The sequence below is a fragment of the Pseudomonas sp. H3(2019) genome (assembly GCF_007713465.1).
Lineage (GTDB): Bacteria > Pseudomonadota > Gammaproteobacteria > Pseudomonadales > Pseudomonadaceae > Aquipseudomonas.
Map to the genome: position 1 here is coordinate 70,681 of NZ_VMSG01000008.1, position 20,876 is coordinate 91,556.

Annotated in this window: 16 protein-coding genes and 1 pseudogene; 1 reads left to right on the plus strand and 16 read right to left on the minus strand. The window is 60.9% G+C overall.

Annotated features, from left to right (window positions below; genetic code table 11):
* Positions 1-22: 22 nt before the first annotated feature.
* From FPT12_RS10330 to arcD, 9 genes are all read right to left on the minus strand, one after another.
* Positions 23-1,399: an L-serine ammonia-lyase gene (locus tag FPT12_RS10330; protein WP_145016178.1), complete on the minus strand. Its 1,377-nt coding sequence runs from the start codon at positions 1,397-1,399 to the stop codon at positions 23-25.
* Positions 1,400-1,601: 202 nt separating this feature from the next.
* A complete protein-coding gene (gene gcvP, locus FPT12_RS10335; protein ID WP_145016179.1) occupies positions 1,602-4,451 on the minus strand; it encodes an aminomethyl-transferring glycine dehydrogenase in 2,850 nt (949 codons plus the stop codon).
* 9 nt (positions 4,452-4,460) lie between these two features.
* Positions 4,461-4,844: a glycine cleavage system protein GcvH gene (gene gcvH, locus FPT12_RS10340; protein ID WP_145016180.1), complete on the minus strand. Its 384-nt coding sequence runs from the start codon at positions 4,842-4,844 to the stop codon at positions 4,461-4,463.
* Between the two features lie 483 nt (positions 4,845-5,327).
* Positions 5,328-6,836 carry a sigma-54-dependent transcriptional regulator gene (locus tag FPT12_RS10345; protein ID WP_145016181.1) on the minus strand — a complete coding sequence of 503 codons (1,509 nt, stop codon included), beginning with the start codon at positions 6,834-6,836 and terminating at the stop codon, positions 5,328-5,330.
* Between the two features lie 228 nt (positions 6,837-7,064).
* Positions 7,065-7,424 (minus strand): DUF5064 family protein, encoded by a 360-nt coding sequence (locus FPT12_RS10350; protein ID WP_145016182.1) that lies wholly within the window; start codon positions 7,422-7,424, stop codon positions 7,065-7,067.
* Between the two features lie 58 nt (positions 7,425-7,482).
* Entirely contained in the window at positions 7,483-8,412 is a 930-nt protein-coding gene (arcC, locus tag FPT12_RS10355; RefSeq protein ID WP_145016183.1) for a carbamate kinase, read from the minus strand.
* A gap of 73 nt (positions 8,413-8,485) precedes the next feature.
* Positions 8,486-9,496 (minus strand): ornithine carbamoyltransferase, encoded by a 1,011-nt coding sequence (locus FPT12_RS10360; RefSeq protein ID WP_054593697.1) that lies wholly within the window; start codon positions 9,494-9,496, stop codon positions 8,486-8,488.
* Between the two features lie 69 nt (positions 9,497-9,565).
* Positions 9,566-10,822 (minus strand): arginine deiminase, encoded by a 1,257-nt coding sequence (gene arcA, locus FPT12_RS10365; RefSeq protein WP_145016184.1) that lies wholly within the window; start codon positions 10,820-10,822, stop codon positions 9,566-9,568.
* A gap of 46 nt (positions 10,823-10,868) precedes the next feature.
* On the minus strand, positions 10,869-12,296 hold the full coding sequence (arcD, locus tag FPT12_RS10370; protein ID WP_145016185.1) for an arginine-ornithine antiporter: 1,428 nt from the start codon (positions 12,294-12,296) through the stop codon (positions 10,869-10,871).
* Positions 12,297-12,791: 495 nt separating this feature from the next.
* Here arcD and FPT12_RS10375 point away from each other — a divergent pair, with 495 nt between their 5' ends.
* On the plus strand, positions 12,792-13,655 hold the full coding sequence (locus tag FPT12_RS10375; protein ID WP_145016186.1) for a DNA-3-methyladenine glycosylase: 864 nt from the start codon (positions 12,792-12,794) through the stop codon (positions 13,653-13,655).
* Positions 13,656-13,769: 114 nt separating this feature from the next.
* Here FPT12_RS10375 and FPT12_RS10380 read toward each other — a convergent pair whose 3' ends face one another.
* From FPT12_RS10380 to gap, 7 genes and pseudogenes are all read right to left on the minus strand, one after another.
* Complete coding sequence (locus FPT12_RS10380) at positions 13,770-15,116, minus strand: CoA transferase (protein ID WP_145016187.1); 1,347 nt, start codon at positions 15,114-15,116, stop codon at positions 13,770-13,772.
* 55 nt (positions 15,117-15,171) lie between these two features.
* Positions 15,172-15,780, minus strand: coding sequence for a biliverdin-producing heme oxygenase (locus tag FPT12_RS10385; RefSeq protein ID WP_145016188.1), 609 nt, complete (start codon positions 15,778-15,780; stop codon positions 15,172-15,174).
* 112 nt (positions 15,781-15,892) lie between these two features.
* Complete coding sequence (locus FPT12_RS10390) at positions 15,893-18,457, minus strand: TonB-dependent receptor (RefSeq protein WP_145016189.1); 2,565 nt, start codon at positions 18,455-18,457, stop codon at positions 15,893-15,895.
* Positions 18,458-18,580: 123 nt separating this feature from the next.
* A pseudogene (locus tag FPT12_RS10395) lies at positions 18,581-18,781 on the minus strand (FecR domain-containing protein); the annotation flags it as partial.
* Positions 18,739-19,266, minus strand: a complete 528-nt coding sequence (locus tag FPT12_RS10400; RefSeq protein WP_145016190.1) for an RNA polymerase sigma factor — start codon at positions 19,264-19,266, stop codon at positions 18,739-18,741. The pseudogene FPT12_RS10395 and the gene FPT12_RS10400, both read right to left, overlap by 43 nt.
* A gap of 75 nt (positions 19,267-19,341) precedes the next feature.
* The gene (locus FPT12_RS10405; RefSeq protein WP_145016191.1) at positions 19,342-19,806 is read right to left on the minus strand and encodes a methylglyoxal synthase; all 465 of its coding nucleotides are present in this window, start codon (positions 19,804-19,806) and stop codon (positions 19,342-19,344) included.
* Positions 19,807-19,844: 38 nt separating this feature from the next.
* Positions 19,845-20,846, minus strand: coding sequence for a type I glyceraldehyde-3-phosphate dehydrogenase (gap, locus tag FPT12_RS10410; RefSeq protein WP_145016192.1), 1,002 nt, complete (start codon positions 20,844-20,846; stop codon positions 19,845-19,847).
* Positions 20,847-20,876: the final 30 nt, after the last annotated feature.

The following is a 20,876-nucleotide window of genomic DNA, read 5'->3' on the forward strand; positions in this document are numbered from 1 at the left end:
CACTGATGCAGATGCGTTCGCATCAGCACTCGATAATGTTGACCGCCAAACCGCCACGGGCGGTTTCCTTGTATTTGCTTTTCATGTCGGCGCCGGTCTGGCGCATGGTGCGGATGACCTTGTCGAGGGAGACGAAGTGCTGACCGTCGCCGCGCAAGGCCATGCGCACCGCATTGATGGCTTTGACCGAGCCCATGGCGTTGCGCTCGATGCACGGCACTTGCACCAGTCCGCCAATCGGGTCGCAGGTCAGGCCGAGGTTGTGTTCCATGCCGATTTCGGCGGCGTTTTCCACTTGCTGCACCGTGCCGCCGAGCACCTCGCAGAGCGCGCCGGCAGCCATTGAGCAAGCCACGCCGACTTCGCCCTGGCAGCCGACTTCAGCGCCGGAGATCGAAGCGTTTTCCTTGTACAGGATGCCGATGGCGGCGGCGGTGAGCAGGAATCGCACCACGCCGTCTTCGCTGGCGCCGGGGATGAAGCGCATGTAGTAATGCAATACCGCCGGGACGATCCCGGCTGCACCGTTGGTGGGCGCCGTGACCACGCGTCCGCCGTTGGCGTTTTCTTCGTTCACCGCGAGTGCATACAGGTTGACCCAGTCGAGCACCGACAACGGATCGCGCAGCGACGATTCCGGGTTCTTGCACAGTTGCCGATGCAGCGCCGCCGCCCGCCGCTTGACCTTCAAGCCACCGGGTAGAATCCCTTCGTTACGGCAACCCGCGGCCACGCAGTCTTGCATCACTTGCCAGATTTTCAGCAGACCGGCGCGGGTTTCCGCTTCCGGGCGCCAAGCGCTTTCGTTGGTCAGCATCACCTGGCTGATGGACAACCCGTAAGTGGCGCAATGGCCGAGCAGGTCCTTGGCGCTTTTGAACGGGAAGGTCAGCGGCGTCGTATCCTCGACGATGCGGTCGGCGCCGGCAGCGTCTTCGTCGACCACAAAACCGCCACCGACCGAGTAATACTCACGGCTGCGGATCTGGATGCCGGCCGCATCGAGGGCGCGAAAGATCATGCCGTTGGGGTGATAGGCCAAGGGCTTGCGGATCATCGCCAGGTGCAGTTTTTCGTTGAATTCAATGACGTGCTCACCGAGCAGGTTCAAGCGACCGCTGCTGCGAATCTCGAGCAGGCGGGCGGCGATGTTCTCGGTGTTCACGGTGTCCGGGTGTTCACCTTCCAGACCCAGCAACACGGCCTTGTCGCTGCCGTGGCCTTTGCCTGTGGCGCCGAGCGAGCCGTAGAGCTCGACTTTGACGCAGGTGGTGGCTGCCAGCAGGTTTTCACGACGCAGGCCTTCGACGAAGCGCGCAGCGGCGCGCATCGGGCCGACGGTGTGGGAGCTGGAGGGGCCGATGCCAATCTTGAACAGGTCGAACACGCTTAACGACATGGTTGTTCTCCGGTTTCTTGTTATAGGAATTGATCGATCATGACGGTGGGCACTGATCCCTGTGGGAGCGAGCCTGCTCGCGATGGCGGACTGACATTCAACAACGATGTCGACTGATAGACCGCTATCGCGAGCAGGCTCGCTCCCACAAGGGGATGGGGTGACCTTGAAGGCGGGGGCGGGCGAGCCGCCCCCGCATAGATCAAGCGTAGCTTTCGATCGACGGGCAGGCGCAGATCAGGTTGCGGTCGCCGAACACGTTGTCGACCCGACCGACCGGTGGCCAGTATTTGCCTTCGATCAACGAGGCTACTGGATACACCGCTTGCTCACGGCTGTACGGGTGCGTCCACTCGCCAACGATTTCCGCGGCCGTGTGCGGCGCGTTTTTCAGCGGGTTGTCGTCCTTGTCCAGGGTGCCGTTTTCCACTGCGCGGATTTCTTCACGGATGCGGATCATCGCGTCGCAGAAACGATCCAACTCTTCCTTGGATTCGCTTTCGGTCGGCTCGATCATCAACGTGCCGGCCACCGGGAACGACATGGTCGGTGCGTGGAAGCCGAAGTCGATCAGGCGCTTGGCGACGTCATCGACGCTGATGCCGCTGCTGTCTTTCAACGGGCGCAGGTCGAGGATGCATTCGTGGGCGACCAGACCGTTGCTGCCGGTGTAGAGCACTGGGTAGTGTTCTTCGAGGCGACGGGAAATGTAGTTGGCGTTGAGGATCGCCAGTTGCGAAGCCCGCTTGAGACCAGCGCCGCCCATCATGCGGATGTACATCCAGGTGATCGGCAGAATGCTCGCGCTGCCGAACGGTGCTGCGCAGACCGCGCCTTCCTTGCGTTCCATGGCCGCGTGTCCCGGCAGGAACGGCGTCAGGTGCGATTTCACGCCAATCGGGCCGACGCCCGGGCCGCCACCGCCGTGCGGGATGCAGAAGGTTTTGTGCAGGTTCAGGTGCGACACGTCGCCGCCGAACTTGCCCGGTGCGCAGAGGCCGACCATCGCGTTCATGTTGGCGCCGTCGATGTACACCTGGCCGCCGTTGTCATGAATGATCCCGCAGATTTCGCGGATGCCTTCCTCGAACACGCCGTGGGTCGACGGGTAGGTGATCATCAGCGCGGCGAGGTGTTCGCGGTGCTCGATGGCTTTGGCGCGCAGGTCTTCGATGTCGACGTTGCCGCGGGCATCGCACGCGGTGACGACCACACGCATGCCAGCCATGTTGGCGGTGGCCGGGTTGGTGCCGTGGGCCGACGACGGGATCAGGCAGATGTCGCGGCGTTCTTCGCCACGGCTCTGGTGGTAGGCACGAATGGCCAAGAGACCTGCGTATTCACCTTGGGAGCCGGCGTTCGGTTGCAGCGAAATCGCGTCGTAACCGGTGGCGGCGCAGAGCATCGCTTCCAGTTCGTCAGTCAGTTGCTGGTAACCGGCGCTTTGCCCGGCCGGAGCGAACGGGTGCAGGGCGCCGAATTCGGCCCAGGTCACCGGGATCATTTCGCTGGCGGCGTTGAGTTTCATGGTGCACGAACCCAGCGGGATCATGGTGCGATCCAGCGCCAGGTCCTTGTCGGCGAGCTTGCGCAGGTAGCGCATCAGCTCGGTTTCCGAGTGATAACGGTTGAACACCGGGTGGCTGAGGATCGGCGATTGACGCAGCAGTCCAGCCGGGATGCGGCTTTGCACCGAGGCGGCCAGTGCAGCGAAGTCCGGCAGGGCTTTGCCGTCAGCCAGCACGCTCCACAGGGTTTCGATATCGGCCTGGGTGGTGGTTTCGTCGAGGGACAGACCCAGGCGCTCGCCATCGATTACACGCAGGTTGATGCGCTGAGCGCGGGCCTTGTCGTGCAGGGCGGCGGTGTTGGCGCCAGTGGCCAGGGTCAGGGTGTCGAAGAAGTTCTCTTGCTCGACTTTCAAGCCCAGTGCGCTCAAGCCTTTGGCGAGAATCGCGGTCAGGTGATGGATGCGGTTGGCGATCTGCTGCAGGCCTTTCGGGCCGTGATACACGGCGTACATGCTAGCGATGTTGGCCAGCAGCACTTGGGCGGTGCAGATGTTGCTGGTGGCTTTCTCGCGGCGGATATGTTGCTCGCGGGTCTGCATGGCCAGGCGCAGGGCCGGCTTGCCGAAACGGTCCACGGACACGCCGACCAGACGGCCCGGCATGTCGCGCTTGAACGCATCCTTGGTGGAGAAGTAAGCCGCGTGCGGGCCACCGAAGCCCAGCGGTACGCCGAAGCGTTGGGCACTGCCGATGGCCACGTCGGCGCCGAACTCACCCGGCGGGGTCAGCACGGTCAGGGCCAGCAGGTCAGCGGCGACCGCCACCAGCGCATTAGCGGCGTGGAACCGCTCGGTCAGCTCGCGGTAGTCGAACAGGTCGCCGTTGCTCGCCGGGTACTGCAGCAGAGCGCCGAAGAACGTGCTGACATCGGTCAGTTCGCGCTCGTCGCCAACCACCACGTCAATGCCCAGCGGCTCGGCACGGGTGCGCAGCACGTCGAGGGTTTGCGGATGGCTGTGGATCGAGGCGAAGAAGGCGTGGCTGCTTTTGTTCTTGCTCAGGCGTTTGCAGAAGGTCATGGCTTCGGCAGCGGCGGTGGCTTCGTCGAGTAGGGACGCGTTGGCGATCGGCAGGCCGGTCAGGTCGCTGATCAGCGTCTGGAAGTTCAGCAGCGCTTCCAGGCGGCCCTGGGAAATTTCCGGCTGGTACGGGGTGTAGGCGGTGTACCAGGCCGGGTTTTCCAGCAGGTTGCGCAGGATCGGCGACGGCGTGTGGCAGTTGTAGTAGCCCTGGCCGATGTAGGTCTTGAACAGTTGGTTTTTGGCGGCAATGGCTTTGATCGAGGCCAGGGCCTCGGCTTCGCTCAAACCGTCTTCCAGTCCGAGGATGCTGGTGCCCTTGATGCTGTCAGGGATGACGCTGGCGCTCAGGGCTTCCAGCGAATCAAAACCGAGGCTGTTGAGCATGGCTTGCTCATCGCCTGCGCGCGGGCCGATGTGGCGCGCGATGAATTCGTTGGCGGTGCTTAGATTGATAGTCATTGCGGCTCCTCAGGCTTCGGCGTTGGCTTTGATCAGACGGTCGTAAGCGTCTTGATCCAGCAGTTGGCCGACAGCCTCGGCATCAGCAGGGATGAAACGGAAGAACCAGCCTTCGCCCAGTGGATCTTCGTTGACCCGTTCCGGGCTGTCGTTGAGCGTCGGGTTGGTTTCAACCACCTCACCGTCCAAAGGCATGTAAACACCGCTGGCAGCTTTTACCGATTCCACGGTGGCCGCTTCAGCGCCTTTGTCGTAGGACTGCAGCTCAGGCAGTTGTACGAAAACCACGTCGCCCAAGGCGTTCTGTGCGAAGGCGGTGATGCCGACAGTGACAGTGCCGTCAGCTTCAGTGCGCAGCCATTCGTGATCTTCAGTAAAACGCAACTCGCTCATGGAAACTCCTAGGGGCCAGATTCGTCTGGTGGACGCGATTGAATGCTCGTGCAGGGCAGAGCTGAATTTTCAGTGACTTGACAAGAACATAGCAAGAACGCGGCCAACGTTTTTTATTCGTTATAAATCAATAGGTTGAAGTTTATTGCGGGCGAGGTAAAAAACACGACTGTAGCGAAATCGCTACAGATTGAGGCGTGTAAAAAAGCCTATGGGGATCAAAGCCTTGCGTAGCGCAGTTTAATCGAGTGTGTATCGAAATCGTTCCGCTGTAGCGCATTCAGTACAGATGGAGGTCGTTTTTGACGTGAGGAGCGGGTGCTTTGCGGTCGATTGTGGCGAGGGAGCTTGCTCCCGCTCGGCTGCGAAGCAGTCGTAAAACCAGCAAACGCGGAGTATCTGCGGCAACTCAACTGCAAGTTTTAGGGCCGCTTCGCGCCCCAGCGGGAGCAAGCTCCCTCGCCACGGGGCAGTTATCGGGAATCAGGGCTTGTTGGGAATACCGTACTTGCGCAATCGATGGGCGATGGCGGTGTGGGAGGTCTGCAGGCGGCTGGCCAGTTGGCGGGTCGAGGGGTAGTTGACGTAGAGCTTTTCCAGCAGGGTTTTCTCGAACGCTTCCACGGCTTGCTCAAGGCTGTCGACATCCACGTCGCTTTCGCGTGCCACCGAGGTGCCGGCGATGTCCAGGTCGCCGATGTCCACCAGGCTGCTTTCGCAGATGGCCGCGGCGCGGAAGATCACGTTCTGCAATTGCCGCACGTTGCCCGGCCAGCGGTTGCCGAGCAGGGCCGGGTAGGTGCCGGGCGCCAGACGGCAGACCGGGCGCTGGATCTGCGCGCAGGCCTGCTGCATGAAGTAGCGTGCCAGCAACAGGATGTCCTGACCGCGCTCACGCAATGGCGGGACTTCAACGTTGAGCACGTTGAGGCGGTAGAACAGGTCTTCACGGAACGTGCCTTCGCTGACCATTTTTTCCAGGTCGCGGTGGGTGGCGCTGAGGATTCGTACGTTGACCTTGACCTCGCGATCGCCACCCACTCGACGGAAGCTGCCATCGTTGAGAAAACGCAACAATTTGGCCTGCAAGTACGGCGACATTTCACCGATCTCGTCGAGGAATACCGTGCCCTGGTTGGCCAGTTCCATCAGGCCTGGCTTGCCGCCACGCTGAGCGCCGGTGAAGGCGCCGGGGGCGTAGCCGAACAGCTCGCTTTCGGCGAGGTTCTCTGGCAATGCTGCGCAGTTCAACGCCAGAAACGGCGCGCTGTATCGGGTGCTGATCGCATGGCAGGCGCGGGCCACCAGTTCTTTGCCGGTGCCGGTTTCACCCTGGATCAGCAATGGAGCATCGAGCGCCGCCACCCGTTGCGCACGGGCCTTGAGGGTGCGGATCGCCGGGGACTCACCGAGCAACGCATCGAAACCTTCGGCGTGATCGTGGTGCAAGGCCGAGAGTTGCTCACCGATGCGATTGGGTTGATACAAGGTCAGCAGAGCGCCGGCATCGGTGATGGGCGTAGCGTCCAGCAGCAAGGTCTGGCCGTTGACGGTGATCTCGCGCAAAGGCAGACGGAAGCCGTTTTCCAGCAACGTGTCCAGCAGCGCCGGATCGGCGAACAACTCGGCGACGCTTTCCCCTGCCGGTTCACGGCCGTACAAGGCGATCAGCGCCGGGTTGGCCAGCAACACGTTGCCGGCGCTATCGAGGGCCAGCACCGGGTCGGTCATCGCCGCCAGCAGCGCGTCGAGTTGCAGGTGCCGGCGCTGGCCGGGAAGAATGTCGACCACCGTCACCGCCTGCACGCCGCGCACGCTGAACAGCGCATCGCGCAGTTCTTCGAGCACTTGCGGGCTGAGGGTCGGCGCGTCGATGTAAACGTTCGGTGGAACCATTTCCACCGCATCCAGATTGAGATTGCGCCCACCGAGCAAGGCCAGGACTTCCTGGGTTATGCCGACGCGGTCGATGAAGCTGACGTGAATACGCATGGGGCGGTTCAGTGTTCTGGAGTGCGGAGGGTGGCAAGTATGCCTTGGAGGAGGGGGTTAGGTGAAATCCACCGAGGGCCTTCAGGGTAATACTGGCCTCTGTGGGAGCGAGCCTGCTCGCGATGACGGACTGACATCCACTATGGATGTCGACTGAAAGACCGCTATCGCGAGCAGGCTCGCTCCCACAGTGGACGGGGGGTGCTCATTGATCCGCTGCGTAAGGGCTCACTCCAGATGTTCGGGCTTCACCGGATCCCCGGATTTAACGTCGAGCTGCGCCCGCACATCCTCAAACATTTCGTCGTACACCTTGTGCATCCGCGCGATGCTGGCTTCCTTGGGCATGCCGTACTTCTGTGCGATGCGCGTGGCGTGTCGAGCAAAGTCGAAGGCCTGGTCTTTGGCCAGGAAGAAGTCTTCCTTCAGGTCCTTGCCCTCGACCGAGCCATGCACCGTGAAGAGCATGCCTTTGCCTTCCTTGGGGTCGGTGGCAATCACATAGTCGATGCACAGGTTGTAGCTGAAGTCGTCCTTGTTCAGTGCGTGGCGCTCGATGTGCAAGTGACCGGGCTCAAATGTGGCCATGGGCGTCTCCTTCAAAGCCATTGAAGCGGTGCAGGCATGAGGCCTGCACCGGCTGTTTTTAGAGGTAAGTGATACCAGGTTCAGCCGTGCTGATACGGGTGCCGGCGTTGCCCTGAACGATCGCTTCGATGTCCGAGAGTGAACCGATCACCGCGACTTTGCCAGTGTTGCGGGCGAACTCGCAGGCAGCCTGGACTTTCGGCCCCATGGAGCCGGCGGCGAAGCCGAGTTTTTCGATGTCGTCCGGGTGGGCCCGGGCGATGGCTTTCTGGGTCGGTTTGCCGAAGTCAATAAACGCGGCGTTGACGTCCGTGGCGATCACCAGCAAGTCACTTTCAAGCTGTTCGGCCAACAGCGCCGAGCATAGGTCTTTGTCGATCACCGCTTCCACACCCTTGAGCTTGTGATGTTCGTCATACATCGTCGGGATGCCGCCACCGCCTGCGCAGATCACGATGCTGCCTTTTTCCAGCAGCCACTTGACCGGGCGGATTTCGAAGATGCGCTTGGGTTTCGGGCTGGCCACCACGCGGCGGAACTTGTCGCCATCGGGGGCAATCGCCCAGCCTTTTTCGGCGGCCAGCGCCTCGGCTTCGGCCTTGGAGTAGACAGGGCCGATGGGTTTGGTCGGGTTCTTGAAAGCCGGGTCCCTGGCGTCGACTTCGACCTGGGTCAGCAGGGTCGCGAACGGCACTTCGAAGTCCAGTAGATTGCCCAGTTCCTGTTCGATGATGTAGCCGATCATGCCTTCGGTTTCGGCACCGAGTACGTCCAGCGGGTAAGGGGAAACGGAGGTGTAGGCCGCCACTTGCAGCGACAACAGACCGACTTGCGGGCCATTGCCGTGGGCGATCACCAGTTGATTGCCGGGATGGATTTTGGCGATCTGTTCGGTGGCGATCCGGATGTTGGCGCGCTGGTTGTCCGCGGTCATGGGTTCACCGCGACGGAGCAGGGCGTTACCACCCAGTGCAACGACGATACGCATAATGCAATCCTTCTAAAGGTCGGTGATGATCGTTCCCACGCAGAGCGTGGGAACGATCCGCAGTGCTCAGCCGTTAGATATCAGCCAGCGCCGAGACCAGGATCGCCTTGATGGTGTGCATGCGGTTTTCCGCTTGCTCGAAGGCGATGTTGGCGGGCGACTCGAATACTTCCTCAGTCACCTCAACACCGTTGGCCAGGTGCGGGTAGCGCGCCGCGATGTCCTTGCCGACCTTGGTTTCACTGTTGTGGAACGCCGGCAGGCAATGCATGAATTTCACCCGGGGATTGCCCGAGGCTTTCATCATTTTAGCGTTGACCTGGTACGGCAGCAGTTGCTCGATACGCTCGTCCCACGCTTCGACCGGCTCACCCATCGACACCCAGATGTCGGTGTGGATGAAGTCCACGCCCTTGACCGCCTCGGCAGGGTCTTCGGTGATGGTGATGCGTGCGCCGCTTTCCTCGGCGAAGGCTTTGCACTGATCGATGAAGTCCTGATGCGGCCACAGCGCTTTCGGCGCGCCGATGCGCACGTCCATGCCGAGTTTGGCGCCGATCATCAGCAGCGAGTTGCCCATGTTGTAGCGTGCATCACCGAGGTAGGCGTAGCTGATGTCATGCAGCGGCTTGTCGCTGTGCTCGCGCATGGTCAGGGTGTCGGCGATCATTTGCGTTGGATGGAACTCGGCGGTCAGGCCGTTGAACACCGGCACGCCAGCGAACGTGGCCAGCTCTTCGACGATTTCCTGTTCGAAGCCGCGATATTCGATGGCATCGAACATCCGCCCGAGAACGCGGGCGGTGTCTTTCATGCTTTCCTTGTGGCCGATCTGCGATGACACCGGGTCGATGTAGGTGACGTGAGCACCCTGGTCATGGGCCGCGACTTCGAAGGCGCAACGGGTACGGGTCGAGGTTTTTTCGAAGATCAGCGCGATATTCTTGCCTTTGAGGTGCGGCTGTTCGGTGCCGGTGTACTTGGCGCGTTTCAGGTCGCGGGACAGGTCCAGCAGGTAGTGCAGCTCGCGATTGGTGTGGTGCATCAGCGAGAGCAGGCTGCGGTTGCGCATGTTAAAAGCCATTTTGGATCTCCTTGGGTTTCGGTTATCCCCAAGGCCGGTGCTCTGTAAGCCTCGGCCGAGGTTTGAAAGTTAATAGTCGATTGGGTCGCGGATGATCGGGCAGGTCATGCAGTGGCCGCCGCCACGGCCGCGTCCGAGTTCGCTGGCGCTGATGGTGATGACCTCGACCCCGGCCTTGCGCAGCAAGGTGTTGGTATAGGTATTGCGGTCGTAGCCGATTACCACGCCAGGTTCTACGGCCACCACGTTGTTGCCGTCGTCCCACTGTTCGCGTTCGGCGGCGAAGCTGTTGCCGCCGGTTTCGACGACGCGCAGGGCCTTGAGGTTGAGTGCGGCGGCCACGGTGTCGAGGAAGCTGGTTTCTTCGCGGCGGATATCGATGCCGCCCGGTTTGCTTTCGTCAGGGCGCAGGGTGAAGGCGACGATCTGGTTCACCACTTCCGGGAAGATCGTCACCAGGTCGCGGTCGCAGAAGCTGAACACGGTGTCCAGGTGCATCGCCGCGCGGGATTTCGGCAGGCCGGCAACGATCACCCGCTCGACCGCTTTGTGCTTGAACAGGTTCAGTGCCAGTTGGCCGATGGCCTGACGGGACGAGCGTTCGCCCATGCCGATCAACACCACGCCGTTACCGATGGGCATCACGTCGCCGCCTTCCAGCGTGGCGTTGCCGTGTTCCTGATCCGGGTCGCCGTACCAGACCTGGAAGTCGGCGTTGGTGAACTCCGGATGGAATTTGTAGATGGCGCTGGCCAGCAGGGTTTCCTGACGGCGCGCCGGCCAGTACATCGGGTTCAGCGTGACGCCGCCATAGATCCAGCAGGTGGTGTCGCGGGTGAACTGGGTGTTGGGCAGCGGCGGCAGAATGAAGCTGGAGTGGCCGAGGAAGTCGCGGAACATTTCGATGGTCTTGCCACCGAAGCTGTTGGGCAGGTCATCGGCCGACACGCCGCCGATGAGGAATTCGGCGATCTTGCGCGGCTCCAGGCTGCGCAACCAGGAACCGACTTCGTGGACCAGGCCGACACCCACCGAGTTGGCGGTGATCTTGCGTTCCAGAATCCAGTCCAGCGCTTCCGGGTTGGCGACGATGTCGGTCAGCAGGTTGTGCATTTCCAGCACGTCGATATCGCGCTCACGCATTTTGGTGACGAAGTCGAAATGGTCACGCTTGGCCTGGGCCACCCACAGCACATCATCGAAAAGCAGTTCGTCGCAGTTGTTCGGGGTCAGCCGCTGGTGAGCCAGGCCGGGAGAGCACACCATGACTTTGCGCAGTTTGCCAGCTTCGGAATGTACGCCGTACTTAACTTTTTCCGTGGTCATTACAGATCCTCCAGATAACAAAACAGTCGAGTGTTACAAGCGGGTGCTACAGGGTCAGGAAGCCGTCGTAGAGTCCGTAGGCCGCCACCAGGGCGCCAATGACTACCGCGGTGAAAATCAGCTTCTCGACGTTGGTGAAAACCGGTTTGCCCAACTCGCGCTTGGCCTTGGCGAACAGGATCGCGCCGGGGGCATAGAGCAGGGCGGACAGCAGCAGGTATTTGATGCCGCCTGCGTACAGCAGCCAGATCGCATAGATCAGCGCAATGGCACCGATGATCAGGTCTTTCTTGCGTTCGGCCAGGGCGTTTTCGTAGCTCTCGCCGCGCACCGCCAGCAGCAGTGCATAGGCCGCCGACCACAGGTAGGGCACCAGAATCATCGAGGTGGCGAGGTAGATCAGCGACAGGTAAGTACTGGCCGAAAACAGGGTGATGATCAGGAAGATCTGGACCATCGCGTTGGTCAGCCACAGGGCGTTAGCCGGCACCTGATTGGCATTTTCGCGGCGCAGGAACTCCGGCATGGTGTGGTCTTTGGCGGCGGCGAACATGATCTCCGCACACAGCAGCACCCACGACAGCAATGCACCGAGCAACGAGATGACCAGGCCGACGCTGATCAGCACTGCGCCCCAGTGACCGACGACGTGTTCAAGTACGGCGGCCATCGACGGGTTCTGCAGTTTCGCCAACGCCGGTTGAGTCATGATGCCCAGCGACAGCACGTTCACCAGCACCAGGAACAACAGCACGGTGATGAAGCCGATGACGGTGGCTTTACCGACGTCCGAACGCTTTTCCGCCCGGGCCGAGAAGATGCTCGCGCCTTCGATACCGATGAACACCCAGACGGTGACCAGCATCATGTTGCGCACCTGGTTCATCACGCTGCCCAGATCAGGGTTTTTCAGGCCCCAGATGTCTGCACTGAAGATGTCGAGTTTGAAGGCGAAGATCGCGATCAAGACGAACAACACCAGTGGCACGACTTTGGCGACGGTGGTCACCAGGTTGATGAACGCCGCTTCCTTGATCCCGCGCAGTACCAGAAAGTGCACGGCCCACAACAGCAGCGAAGCGCCGATCACCGCCGCAGGCGTATTTCCCTCCCCAAATAGCGGGAAGAAGTAGCCGAGGGTACTGAACAGGAGTACGAAGTACCCCACGTTACCCAGCCAGGCGCTGATCCAGTAACCCCAGGCGGACGAGAAACCCATGTAATCGCCGAAACCGGCCTTGGCGTAGGCGTAGACACCGCCATCAAGGTCAGGCTTGCGGTTGGCGAGGGTCTGGAAGACGAACGCCAGGGTCAACATGCCCACGGCGGTAATGGCCCAACCAATCAGCACTGCGCCGACATCGGCACTGGCGGCCATGTTTTGCGGCAAAGAGAATATCCCGCCCCCAATCATGGAACCTACTACCAGGGCGACTAAGGCGCCGAGTCGTAGTTTTCCGGAAGATTCAGACATGCATGACTCCATTGCCGGAGAAAAGAGACCACAGCCTAAATCCGCTCGCTGATAGAACAGCTGATCTGGATCAGTTGATGGTCACATTTCATTGTTAATGACTGACGTGTGAATACTTCCTGAATAGTGCGTATGTGCTGCAAGAAGCTTGTTCCAGAGGGCTTTTAATAAATTAACCGGAAATGGCTGCTGATGGTGGCGAGCCTTGAAGCTAGTTGTTTTTTCAGAATGGGCAAATTTTGCGCGTCTGTTTTCAGTACAGAATTTATGTATTTGGAATGCCCCACGAAACCGGCAAAGTGCCTTCATGGCATAGATGAGAGCGTTCTGAATAAGCATTGTTTTTTGCCGTTATTTTATTAACGTCATGCCAGGTTGCCTATTTAATGAAATGAACACTTGTTATGGTTTCAAAACATGACAAACAGTCGATTCGAGATAAGAGGTAAAGATGTCGCAACCGGTGCAAACGCTTCGACTCGGCGGGCTGTTGTGGTGAAGCTGTTGCTTGACTATCAGCCGCCTTATGACTGGCCGGCGATGCTCGACTTTTTGTCGGCGCGGGCGATTGCCGGGCTAGAGTGCGTGGTCGATGGCGTGTACTCACGCAGCATCAGCCTGAACGGCGTGCACGGCACGTTTTCGATTACGCCGGCGGCCGGTAATGCGCTGGCAGTGAGGCTTTGCTTCCCTGATGCGTCAGTCGTGCCCGAGATCATTACGCGGTTGCGGCAGATGTTCGATCTGGACGCGGACTTGCCGCGTATCCACCAGCAACTGGCGGTTGATCCGTTGATGGCAAGGTTGATTGCCGAGCGTCCAGGCTTGCGGGTGCCGGGAGCGTGGGACGGGCTGGAGCTGGCGATTCGTGCGGTGCTGGGTCAGCAGATCACGGTCGGCGCCGCGATCAAGCTGGCGGGTAAGTTGGTGGCGCAGTATGGCGAACCGTTGTCTGCGCCGCTGTCAGGATTGACTCATGTGTTTCCTCAAGCGGCGGTGCTGGCGACAGCGGATCTGGCAACGTTGGGAATGCCGAAAAGCCGTGGGCGGACGCTGTCTGGCGTGGCGCAGGCATTGCTTGACGATCCCTTGTTGTTTGAACCGGGGCGGGACGACGGTGTTGCGCGATTGTTGGCATTGTGGGGGATTGGCGACTGGACGGCGCAGTACATCGCATTGCGACAGATGCGCGAGATGGATGCGTTTCCTTCAGGGGATGTGGGATTGATCAACGCGCTGGCGGCGCTGGAAGGCGGGCCGGTGACGCCGCGCGAGTTGTTGGCCCGTGCCGAGGCTTGGCGACCGTGTCGGGCGTATGCGGCTCAGGTGCTTTGGACGTCGTTGAGTCGGGCTGACTGATTGATCGTTCCCACGGTCCCCGTGGGAATGCAGCCCGTGACGCTCTGCGTCACAGGAGACGCGGAGCGTCCTTTGAAGCATTCCCACGCAGAGCGTGGGAACGATCATGGGGGCTCACCACTGCGCGCGATGGGAACCCAATTCACCGGCCGGGAGCGCCCACTGCAACGGCGTGCCAGTGATCTTCAGTGGTACATGCAACCGATGCGCCGGGCCCCAGGGTGTCTGTTCAATCACCATTCCCTGATCGCTGCCATCTTCGGCCTGCAACGCCTCATCCGTCCCCGGTCCCTGTTCGATCAGCAACTTTGCCGTGCGCGCCAGAGACAATCGTGCCGAGCCACTGCGTCCGCTACTCAACCGCTCAGCCAACAACTTGATCGCACTGGCCGCCATCAGGTAACCGGTGGCGTGGTCCAGCGCCTGAACCGGCAAGGGTGTCGGTGTGTCCGCGTGCTTCCAGAGCATCCCTGCCTCGGCGATGCCGCTGCTCATTTGCACCAGGCTATCGAAGCCCCGGCGGTTTTGCCAGGGACCACTCCAGCCGTACGCATTGAGGCAAACGTCGATCAGGCCTGGGGCGAGTTCCTGCCGTTCGGCGGTGCCATAGCCGAGGCGTTCGAGGGCATTGGCGCGATAACCGTGGAGCAGGATGTCGGCGTCCTTGAGCAGGCTTTCGAATACCCCGCGATCGACGCTGTTGTGCAGGTCGAGGCGGGCGCAGCGTTTACCCAGGGTGACTTCCGGAATCACTCCCGGTTCGTTCCACTGCGGTGGATCGATGCGCAATACGTCGGCACCCAACCCCGCGAGAAAGCGGCTGGCAACGGGCCCGGCGAGGACGCGGGTCAGGTCCAGCACCTTGATGCCCGCCAGCGGTTGTGCGACCGAACCTTGCCAGGCTTTCGAGCGCTCGCTGTTGCCGGCGGAAAAATCAATCAGCGGCTCGGCGTTGACCGCCAACCCTTGAGGGTGGGACTGCCATTGTGGCCATGAGCGCATTTCGGCAGCGCAACCACCAGCCTCGACTATCGCGTGTTCCAGCTCTCTTTTGCTCCATTGAGCGACCTTGGCGGCCATCGCGCTGCGATCAAAGCAGTGTCCCAGCACCTGCTCGGCGGCGCGGCGGTGATGAGGGGCATTGGTGTGCAGGCGAATCCAGCCATCTTGGGTCGCGTAGTCACCTGCGATGGGGTCCCACAGCGGTGGCACGCTCCAGCCGATCGGGCGGATCGAGGTGGCAAACCAGAAGGAGGCGAGACGACGGTCGACTTCAAGGGCCGGTAACCGACTGGTCTGTTGCCGGAGCAACTCGCTGGCGGCCTGGCCGGCAGCCGCGATGCTGGCGCTGGCGAGGTCCGTCACGGCAAACGCCGAGGGCAGGGCGCCTTTGGAGGTAAAGGTGATCGCAGTAGCGGGCAAGCCGAGCGCGGCTTGAATGGACGTCAGGAAATCAGTCATCGAAGGCCCTCCGGGAGAGAGCCTGATCATAGTGCAAAACTGTGGGAGCGTACCGTCAGGCGAGTTCTGGGGCTGTGGCGTAAGCCTGTTCCAGCAGTACGGTGAAGCGGTTGAAGGCGTCGATGGCACCTTTCTCGACAGCGGCTTCTTCTTCGGCACTGAACTCAAGGCCGTCGAGGGTTTTGACGAAGCGCTTCCAGCCTTCGGCGCGGCCACCAGCAGGCTCTCCCAGGTGACGGGCACCGAAGGTTTCGCTCAGGCCCAGTCCCACGGCGCGCTTGATCAGGAACGCGGCACCGAGTTTCGACCCTTCGGAGACGAAGATCCAGCCCAGGGTCTCAGCCTTGCTCGGGCTGTTCACGGCGCCTGCCACCGGGGCCGGGACGTCGGTTTCGAGGTCGGCCAGGTCAGCCTTGGCGGCGTCGGCGCGGCAACGCTCCGGCAGGTCCGGGACGATGGCGATCAGCTCGGCATCGTTGTACAGCGACACCAGTTCCGACTGGAACAGGTATTGGGCAACCACGAAGCGGGCGAAGTTGGCTTGGGTTTCGAACGGTGCGTGAGCTTTCACCAGTGCGTCGAGCTTGCTGTGCGGCTCGTTGGTTATCTGGTTCAGACGTTGCGAGCGCAGGCTCGGGCGTTCAGAGGTGTGGGCAGCGGTCATGAAGAAGTCCTTGAGAATGAAAGGCGCGTTGTAACTGGACGAACCAGACGACGCGACAGCGTAAAATCCTCACTGCGCTTTGGTCTGAAAAGCGCAGTGAGGCCCGACTGGATCAGATGTCCCAGATCAGGTTGATCGCGAAGTTGCGACCCGGCTCGGTCAGGCGATCAAGGTTGGCCGGGCTGAGCACGGCGGCTTCACCGACGCTGTCGTAACCGCGCACGTTGTCCCACTGCCAGTATTTCTTGTCGGCCAGGTTGTACACGCCAGCGCTGACGGTGACGTCGTCGGTCACTTTGTAGAAACCGCTCAGGTCGACCACGCCATAGCCCGGCGTCTTGAACTGGCTGCTGACGCCATCCGGCGACTTGAAGCTGCTGCTGTCGACGAGGTTTTTCTTCTGTACCAGGGTCCAGCTGAGCAAGGCACCGTAGTTGTCCTGGTCGTAACCCAGGCCGAACACGCCGGTCAGTGGGTTGACCGCATTGAGCGGCTCGCCGGTATCATTGTTGCGACCGTGGGCATAGGCCACCGAACCCTGGGTGTAGAGACCTTGCGGCGCGCCGAAGGTGTCGAGGTTCAGGCGGCCTTTGAGCTCGACGCCCTTGATGGTCGCGCGTTTGATGTTGTTGCTCTGAAACGTCAGCTCGTTGTAGCCCGGGGTGACGGCGTCTTCGTTGATGAAGTCGCGGTACTTGTTATAGAACACCGCCACATCGAAGTGACCGGATTCGAAGTTGCCACGCAGGCCGGTCTCGTAGCTCTGGCTTTTTTCCGGCCCCAGATTCGGGTTCGGTTCCACGCGGTAGCCGGTGCTGGTGTTCTCGAAACGGCCATACAGCGCCTTGGCGGTCGGGGTGCGGAAACCTTCGGCGTACTGACCGTACCAGGTGTAGTGGTCGGTCAGGGCGTAGGTCAGGCCGAACTTGGGCGACACGCGATGCCAGGTCTTGTTCTCGTCGCTGACCGAGCCTTTGCCGTCGGCGGCCACGGTGTTGAGGAATTCCTGGGTGATGTGCGGCTTGAGCTGGGTGTAGTCGTAGCGCAGGCCCGGCAGGAAGGTCCATTTGTTCCAGCTGATCTGATCCTGGGCGAACAGGCTGTAGGTGTTGATGGTCGGGTCCGGGAAGTCGCTGGACTTCTTCAGTACGTCAGCAGGACTGATCGCGCCGATCGCTGTGCAACCACGGCCAACGGCCAGGCAGGTTCCGCTGCCGCTGCGCGAGCCGCTGACTTTCTCTTGTTTGATGGTGGTGCCGTACGTCAGCAGGTGGTCGGTTTCACCGATGTTGAAGGCCTTGTCCAACTGTGCGTCGAATACCCACTGCTTTTCTTCATAGAGGGTTTCGCGGCTGCGCATCACGTTGCGGCTGAACGGGAAGTAGTTTTCCAGGGTGCTCTGATCGGTCTTGGCGATCTGGTAGTTCAAGCTCCATTTGAGATGATCGACCAGCAAGGAATCGAGGGCGAAGCTGTTTTCCAGGCCGAAGCGTTCGCGGGTGATGGTGTCGTTGCCGGTGCGCGAGCGGTACATGCCCATTGGCTGGCCATTGTTGAACGGGCCACCGACGGCGCTTCGCTGGTCGGTGTCGCGGTCGTCCTTGTACTTTTCGTAGGTCAGACCCAGGCGTGCGTCATCGGCGTAATTCCAGCCGGCTTTGGCCAGCAGGTTGGTGGTGCGCACGTCTTCCGGGTTGGCGGCGGTGCGATTGAGACCCGTGCCGTTGTTGCTGCCGAAGGATTCGGTTTCGTGACCATCACGCCGACTGAAGTGCAGCAAGCCGTCGAACTGCTCGGCGCGCCCGGCGACGCTGGCGGATTTCAGCCAGCTGTCGTCGGCAGAGTTGTAGCCGGTTTTCAGGCGGGCGCCGACGTCTTTTCCGGGCTTGATGATGTCGTCCGGGTCGAGGGTGAAATAGCTGACCGCACCGCCGATGGCGTTGCTGCCGTACAACACCGATGCCGGGCCGCGGAGGATTTCCACGCGTTTGACGATTTCTGGGTCGACGTAGTTGCGCTGGGTCTTGGCGTATGGACCGTTGAAGAAACCGTTGGGCACCTCGACGCCATCGACCTGGGTCAGGATCCGGTCGCCGTCGATACCGCGAATGTTGTAGCCGCTGATGCCGCCACGGGTGCCGGTGCCGCCGACCGAAACACCCGGTTCGTAGCGCACCAGTTCCTTGATGGTGTTGACGTTGTTGTGGTCCAGCTCTTCGCGAGTGTGCACGGTGACGGTGCTCGGTACGCTGTCGACGCTCTGCTCCTGACGGGTGGCACTGATGGTCATCTGTTGCAGGGCGAGGGTGCCGCCGGCGCTGCGTTTTTCCAGCACGATGTTGTGATTGCCCAGCTTGCGATAGCTCAGGTTGGTCCCCACCAACAGGCGATCGAGGGCTTTTTCCGGGGGCAGCGAGCCGTGGACGCCCGGCGAGGCGACGCCTTCCGCCAGTTCGGCCGGCAAGCCGACCTGCCAACCGGTTACGGCGGTAAAGGCATTGAGTGCCGACACCAATGGCTGCTGGGCAATCGCGAACGAGTAGTCGCCCATGTTGCGGCTCGGTTGCTCGGCGGTGGCGGCCGTGACCGGTGCCGTGCCGGCCAACAGAATGGCGGCAGTCAGCAGGGACAGCACGCAGGAAGGTGAAGAGGACCGGCGGGTAAGGCGAGAGGACATCGATAGCGCTCCGTGTCGCACGAATCGTATAGGTGCAGATCTGCATCAGAGATGCGAATCAATTGCATTGGCTATAACGAGACGAACGAAGGATGGCTATCGAGTAAAAATAATTCTCATTTTGGCAAGGGTGATATCGCGCACACTGTTCGTAACCGGGCCGGCATCGATTTCCAGTGGCAGGCCGCGATTGGCCGCCACCTCGAAATAGGCCTCGCCCTGATACAGGCGGGCGATGCGTTGCTGGTCGTTGATGGTGCTGGAAAACGCCGAATGGGTGTTCAGCAGGACTCTTGAGCCGTCGTCCAGTTGCAGGCGCTGACGCAGATCGCCGTGATCAGCTTCAGGTCTTTTTGCACAGTGCTCAAGGACACGCGCTGTTGCTCGGCGATCTCCAGATAGCTGTGCCCGTGCAGGCGGCTGAGGATGAAGATCTGCTGTTGGCGCGCGGTGAGTTGGCTGAGGCTGATGTTCAAGCGTTCGAGCAACTGTTCGGCATGGGCGGCGTCCTCGGCACTGCTGAGCGGCGCCGCGATGCTTTGCACGACGTTCAGCGGAACGTCTTCGAGCATCGTTCGGGACTGAATGCGCCGTGCGCGCAGATGGTCCAGCGCCAGGTTGCGGGCGGTTTGAAACACGAAAGGTTCGAGGTGATCGATGGCCCGTTCACTCAACGCACGAGCCACTCGCAGGTAGGTTTCCTGCAAGAGGTCCTCGGCGGTGCTGTGGTTGTTGACCATCCGCTCCAGGGGTCGCAGCAGCGAGACCCGCTGAGCGAGGAAGACATGGTTGAAGCGCGATTGACTCACAGTAGGACCTGATCCATTTCAAGCGAATGATAATGCTTATCATCTGCGCGAAAGGTCAAGCGCTACCGGTGAGAATTATTGGCGGCCTTGCAGGTACGCCGGGTAATCGGGGATCCGGTACGCGTGCGGCTGATTCATCAACGGGCTGCTGAGCAGGTAATCGGCGCTGCATTCATTGCAGGCCACTGGAATGTTCCAGACCGCCGCGACCCGCAGCAACGCCTTGATGTCCGGATCGTGAGGTTGCGGTTCGAACGGGTCCCAGAAGAACACCAGCATATCCACCCGCTGCTCGGCGATTCGCGCGCCGAGCTGCTGATCACCGCCCAACGGGCCGCTGATCATGCTTTCAACGGGCAGGTCCAGGCGCTTGCTCAGCAGCATCCCGGTGGTGCCGGTGGCCACAAGCTCGTGTTGGGCGAGCTTGTCCTTCTGCCGCTCGGCCCAATCCAGCAAGAACACTTTGCAATGGTCATGGGCAACCAGGGCGATGCGTTTGCGCGCCGCCATGGTTTTTTGGGTAAAGCTGATACCGATCATCGACGACTGCTCCGACGTTAATGTAGGGGCAATCGGCTTTATTCGGCGTTGCACAGGGCGAGGCAGTTATCGAGCATGCGGTTGGAGAAGCCCCATTCGTTGTCGTACCAGGCCAGCACCTTGAGCAGCTTGCCGCTGGACTTGGTGTGGTTGGCATCGAAAATCGACGACAGCGGGTTGTGGTTGAAGTCACTGGAAACCAGCGGCAGGGTGTTGTAACCGAGAATCTTCGAGTGCTGGCTGGCTTCTTTGAGCAATGCGTTGACTTCGTCAGCGCTGGCTTCGCGCTTGAGCTGCACGGTCAGGTCCACCAGCGACACGTTGATCACCGGCACGCGCACCGACATGCCGGTCAGTTTGCCGGCCAGTTCCGGCAGCACCAGGCCCACCGCTTCGGCAGCGCCGGTCTTGCTCGGGATCATGTTCTGGGTGGCCGAACGGGCACGGTACGGGTCGACGTGGTAGACATCGGTCAGGTGCTGGTCGTTGGTGTAGGCGTGGATGGTGGTCATCAGCCCGCTCTCGATGCCCAGCTCGCGGTGCAACACCTGAGCCACCGGGGCCAGGCAGTTAGTGGTGCACGACGCGTTGGAAATGATCTGGTGCGATTGGCGCAGGATGTCGTGGTTGACCCCGTACACCACGGTGGCGTCGGCGCCTTTGGCCGGGGCCGAGATAATCACTTTGCGTGCGCCGGCGCTAATATGGGCGGCGGCTTTGGCACGGTCGGTGAACAGGCCGGTGCATTCGAACACGACGTCGACTTTCTCGGCAGCCCACGGCAATTCGGCCGGGTTGCGAATGGCGCTGACCGAAATCCGGTCGCCGTTGACGGTCAGGCTTTCCCGATCGTGCTGCACATCGGCATCGAAGGTGCCGTGCACGGTGTCGTATTTGAGCAGGTGAGCGTTCATCGAGCTATCGCCCAAATCGTTGATGGCGACGATCTGCAAATCCTGACGGTAGCCTTGGGTATACAGTGCGCGAAGGACATTACGGCCAATGCGGCCAAAACCATTGATTGCAATTCGTAGAGTCATATGAAAAGCGCCTTCGTCATATTTGTTGTT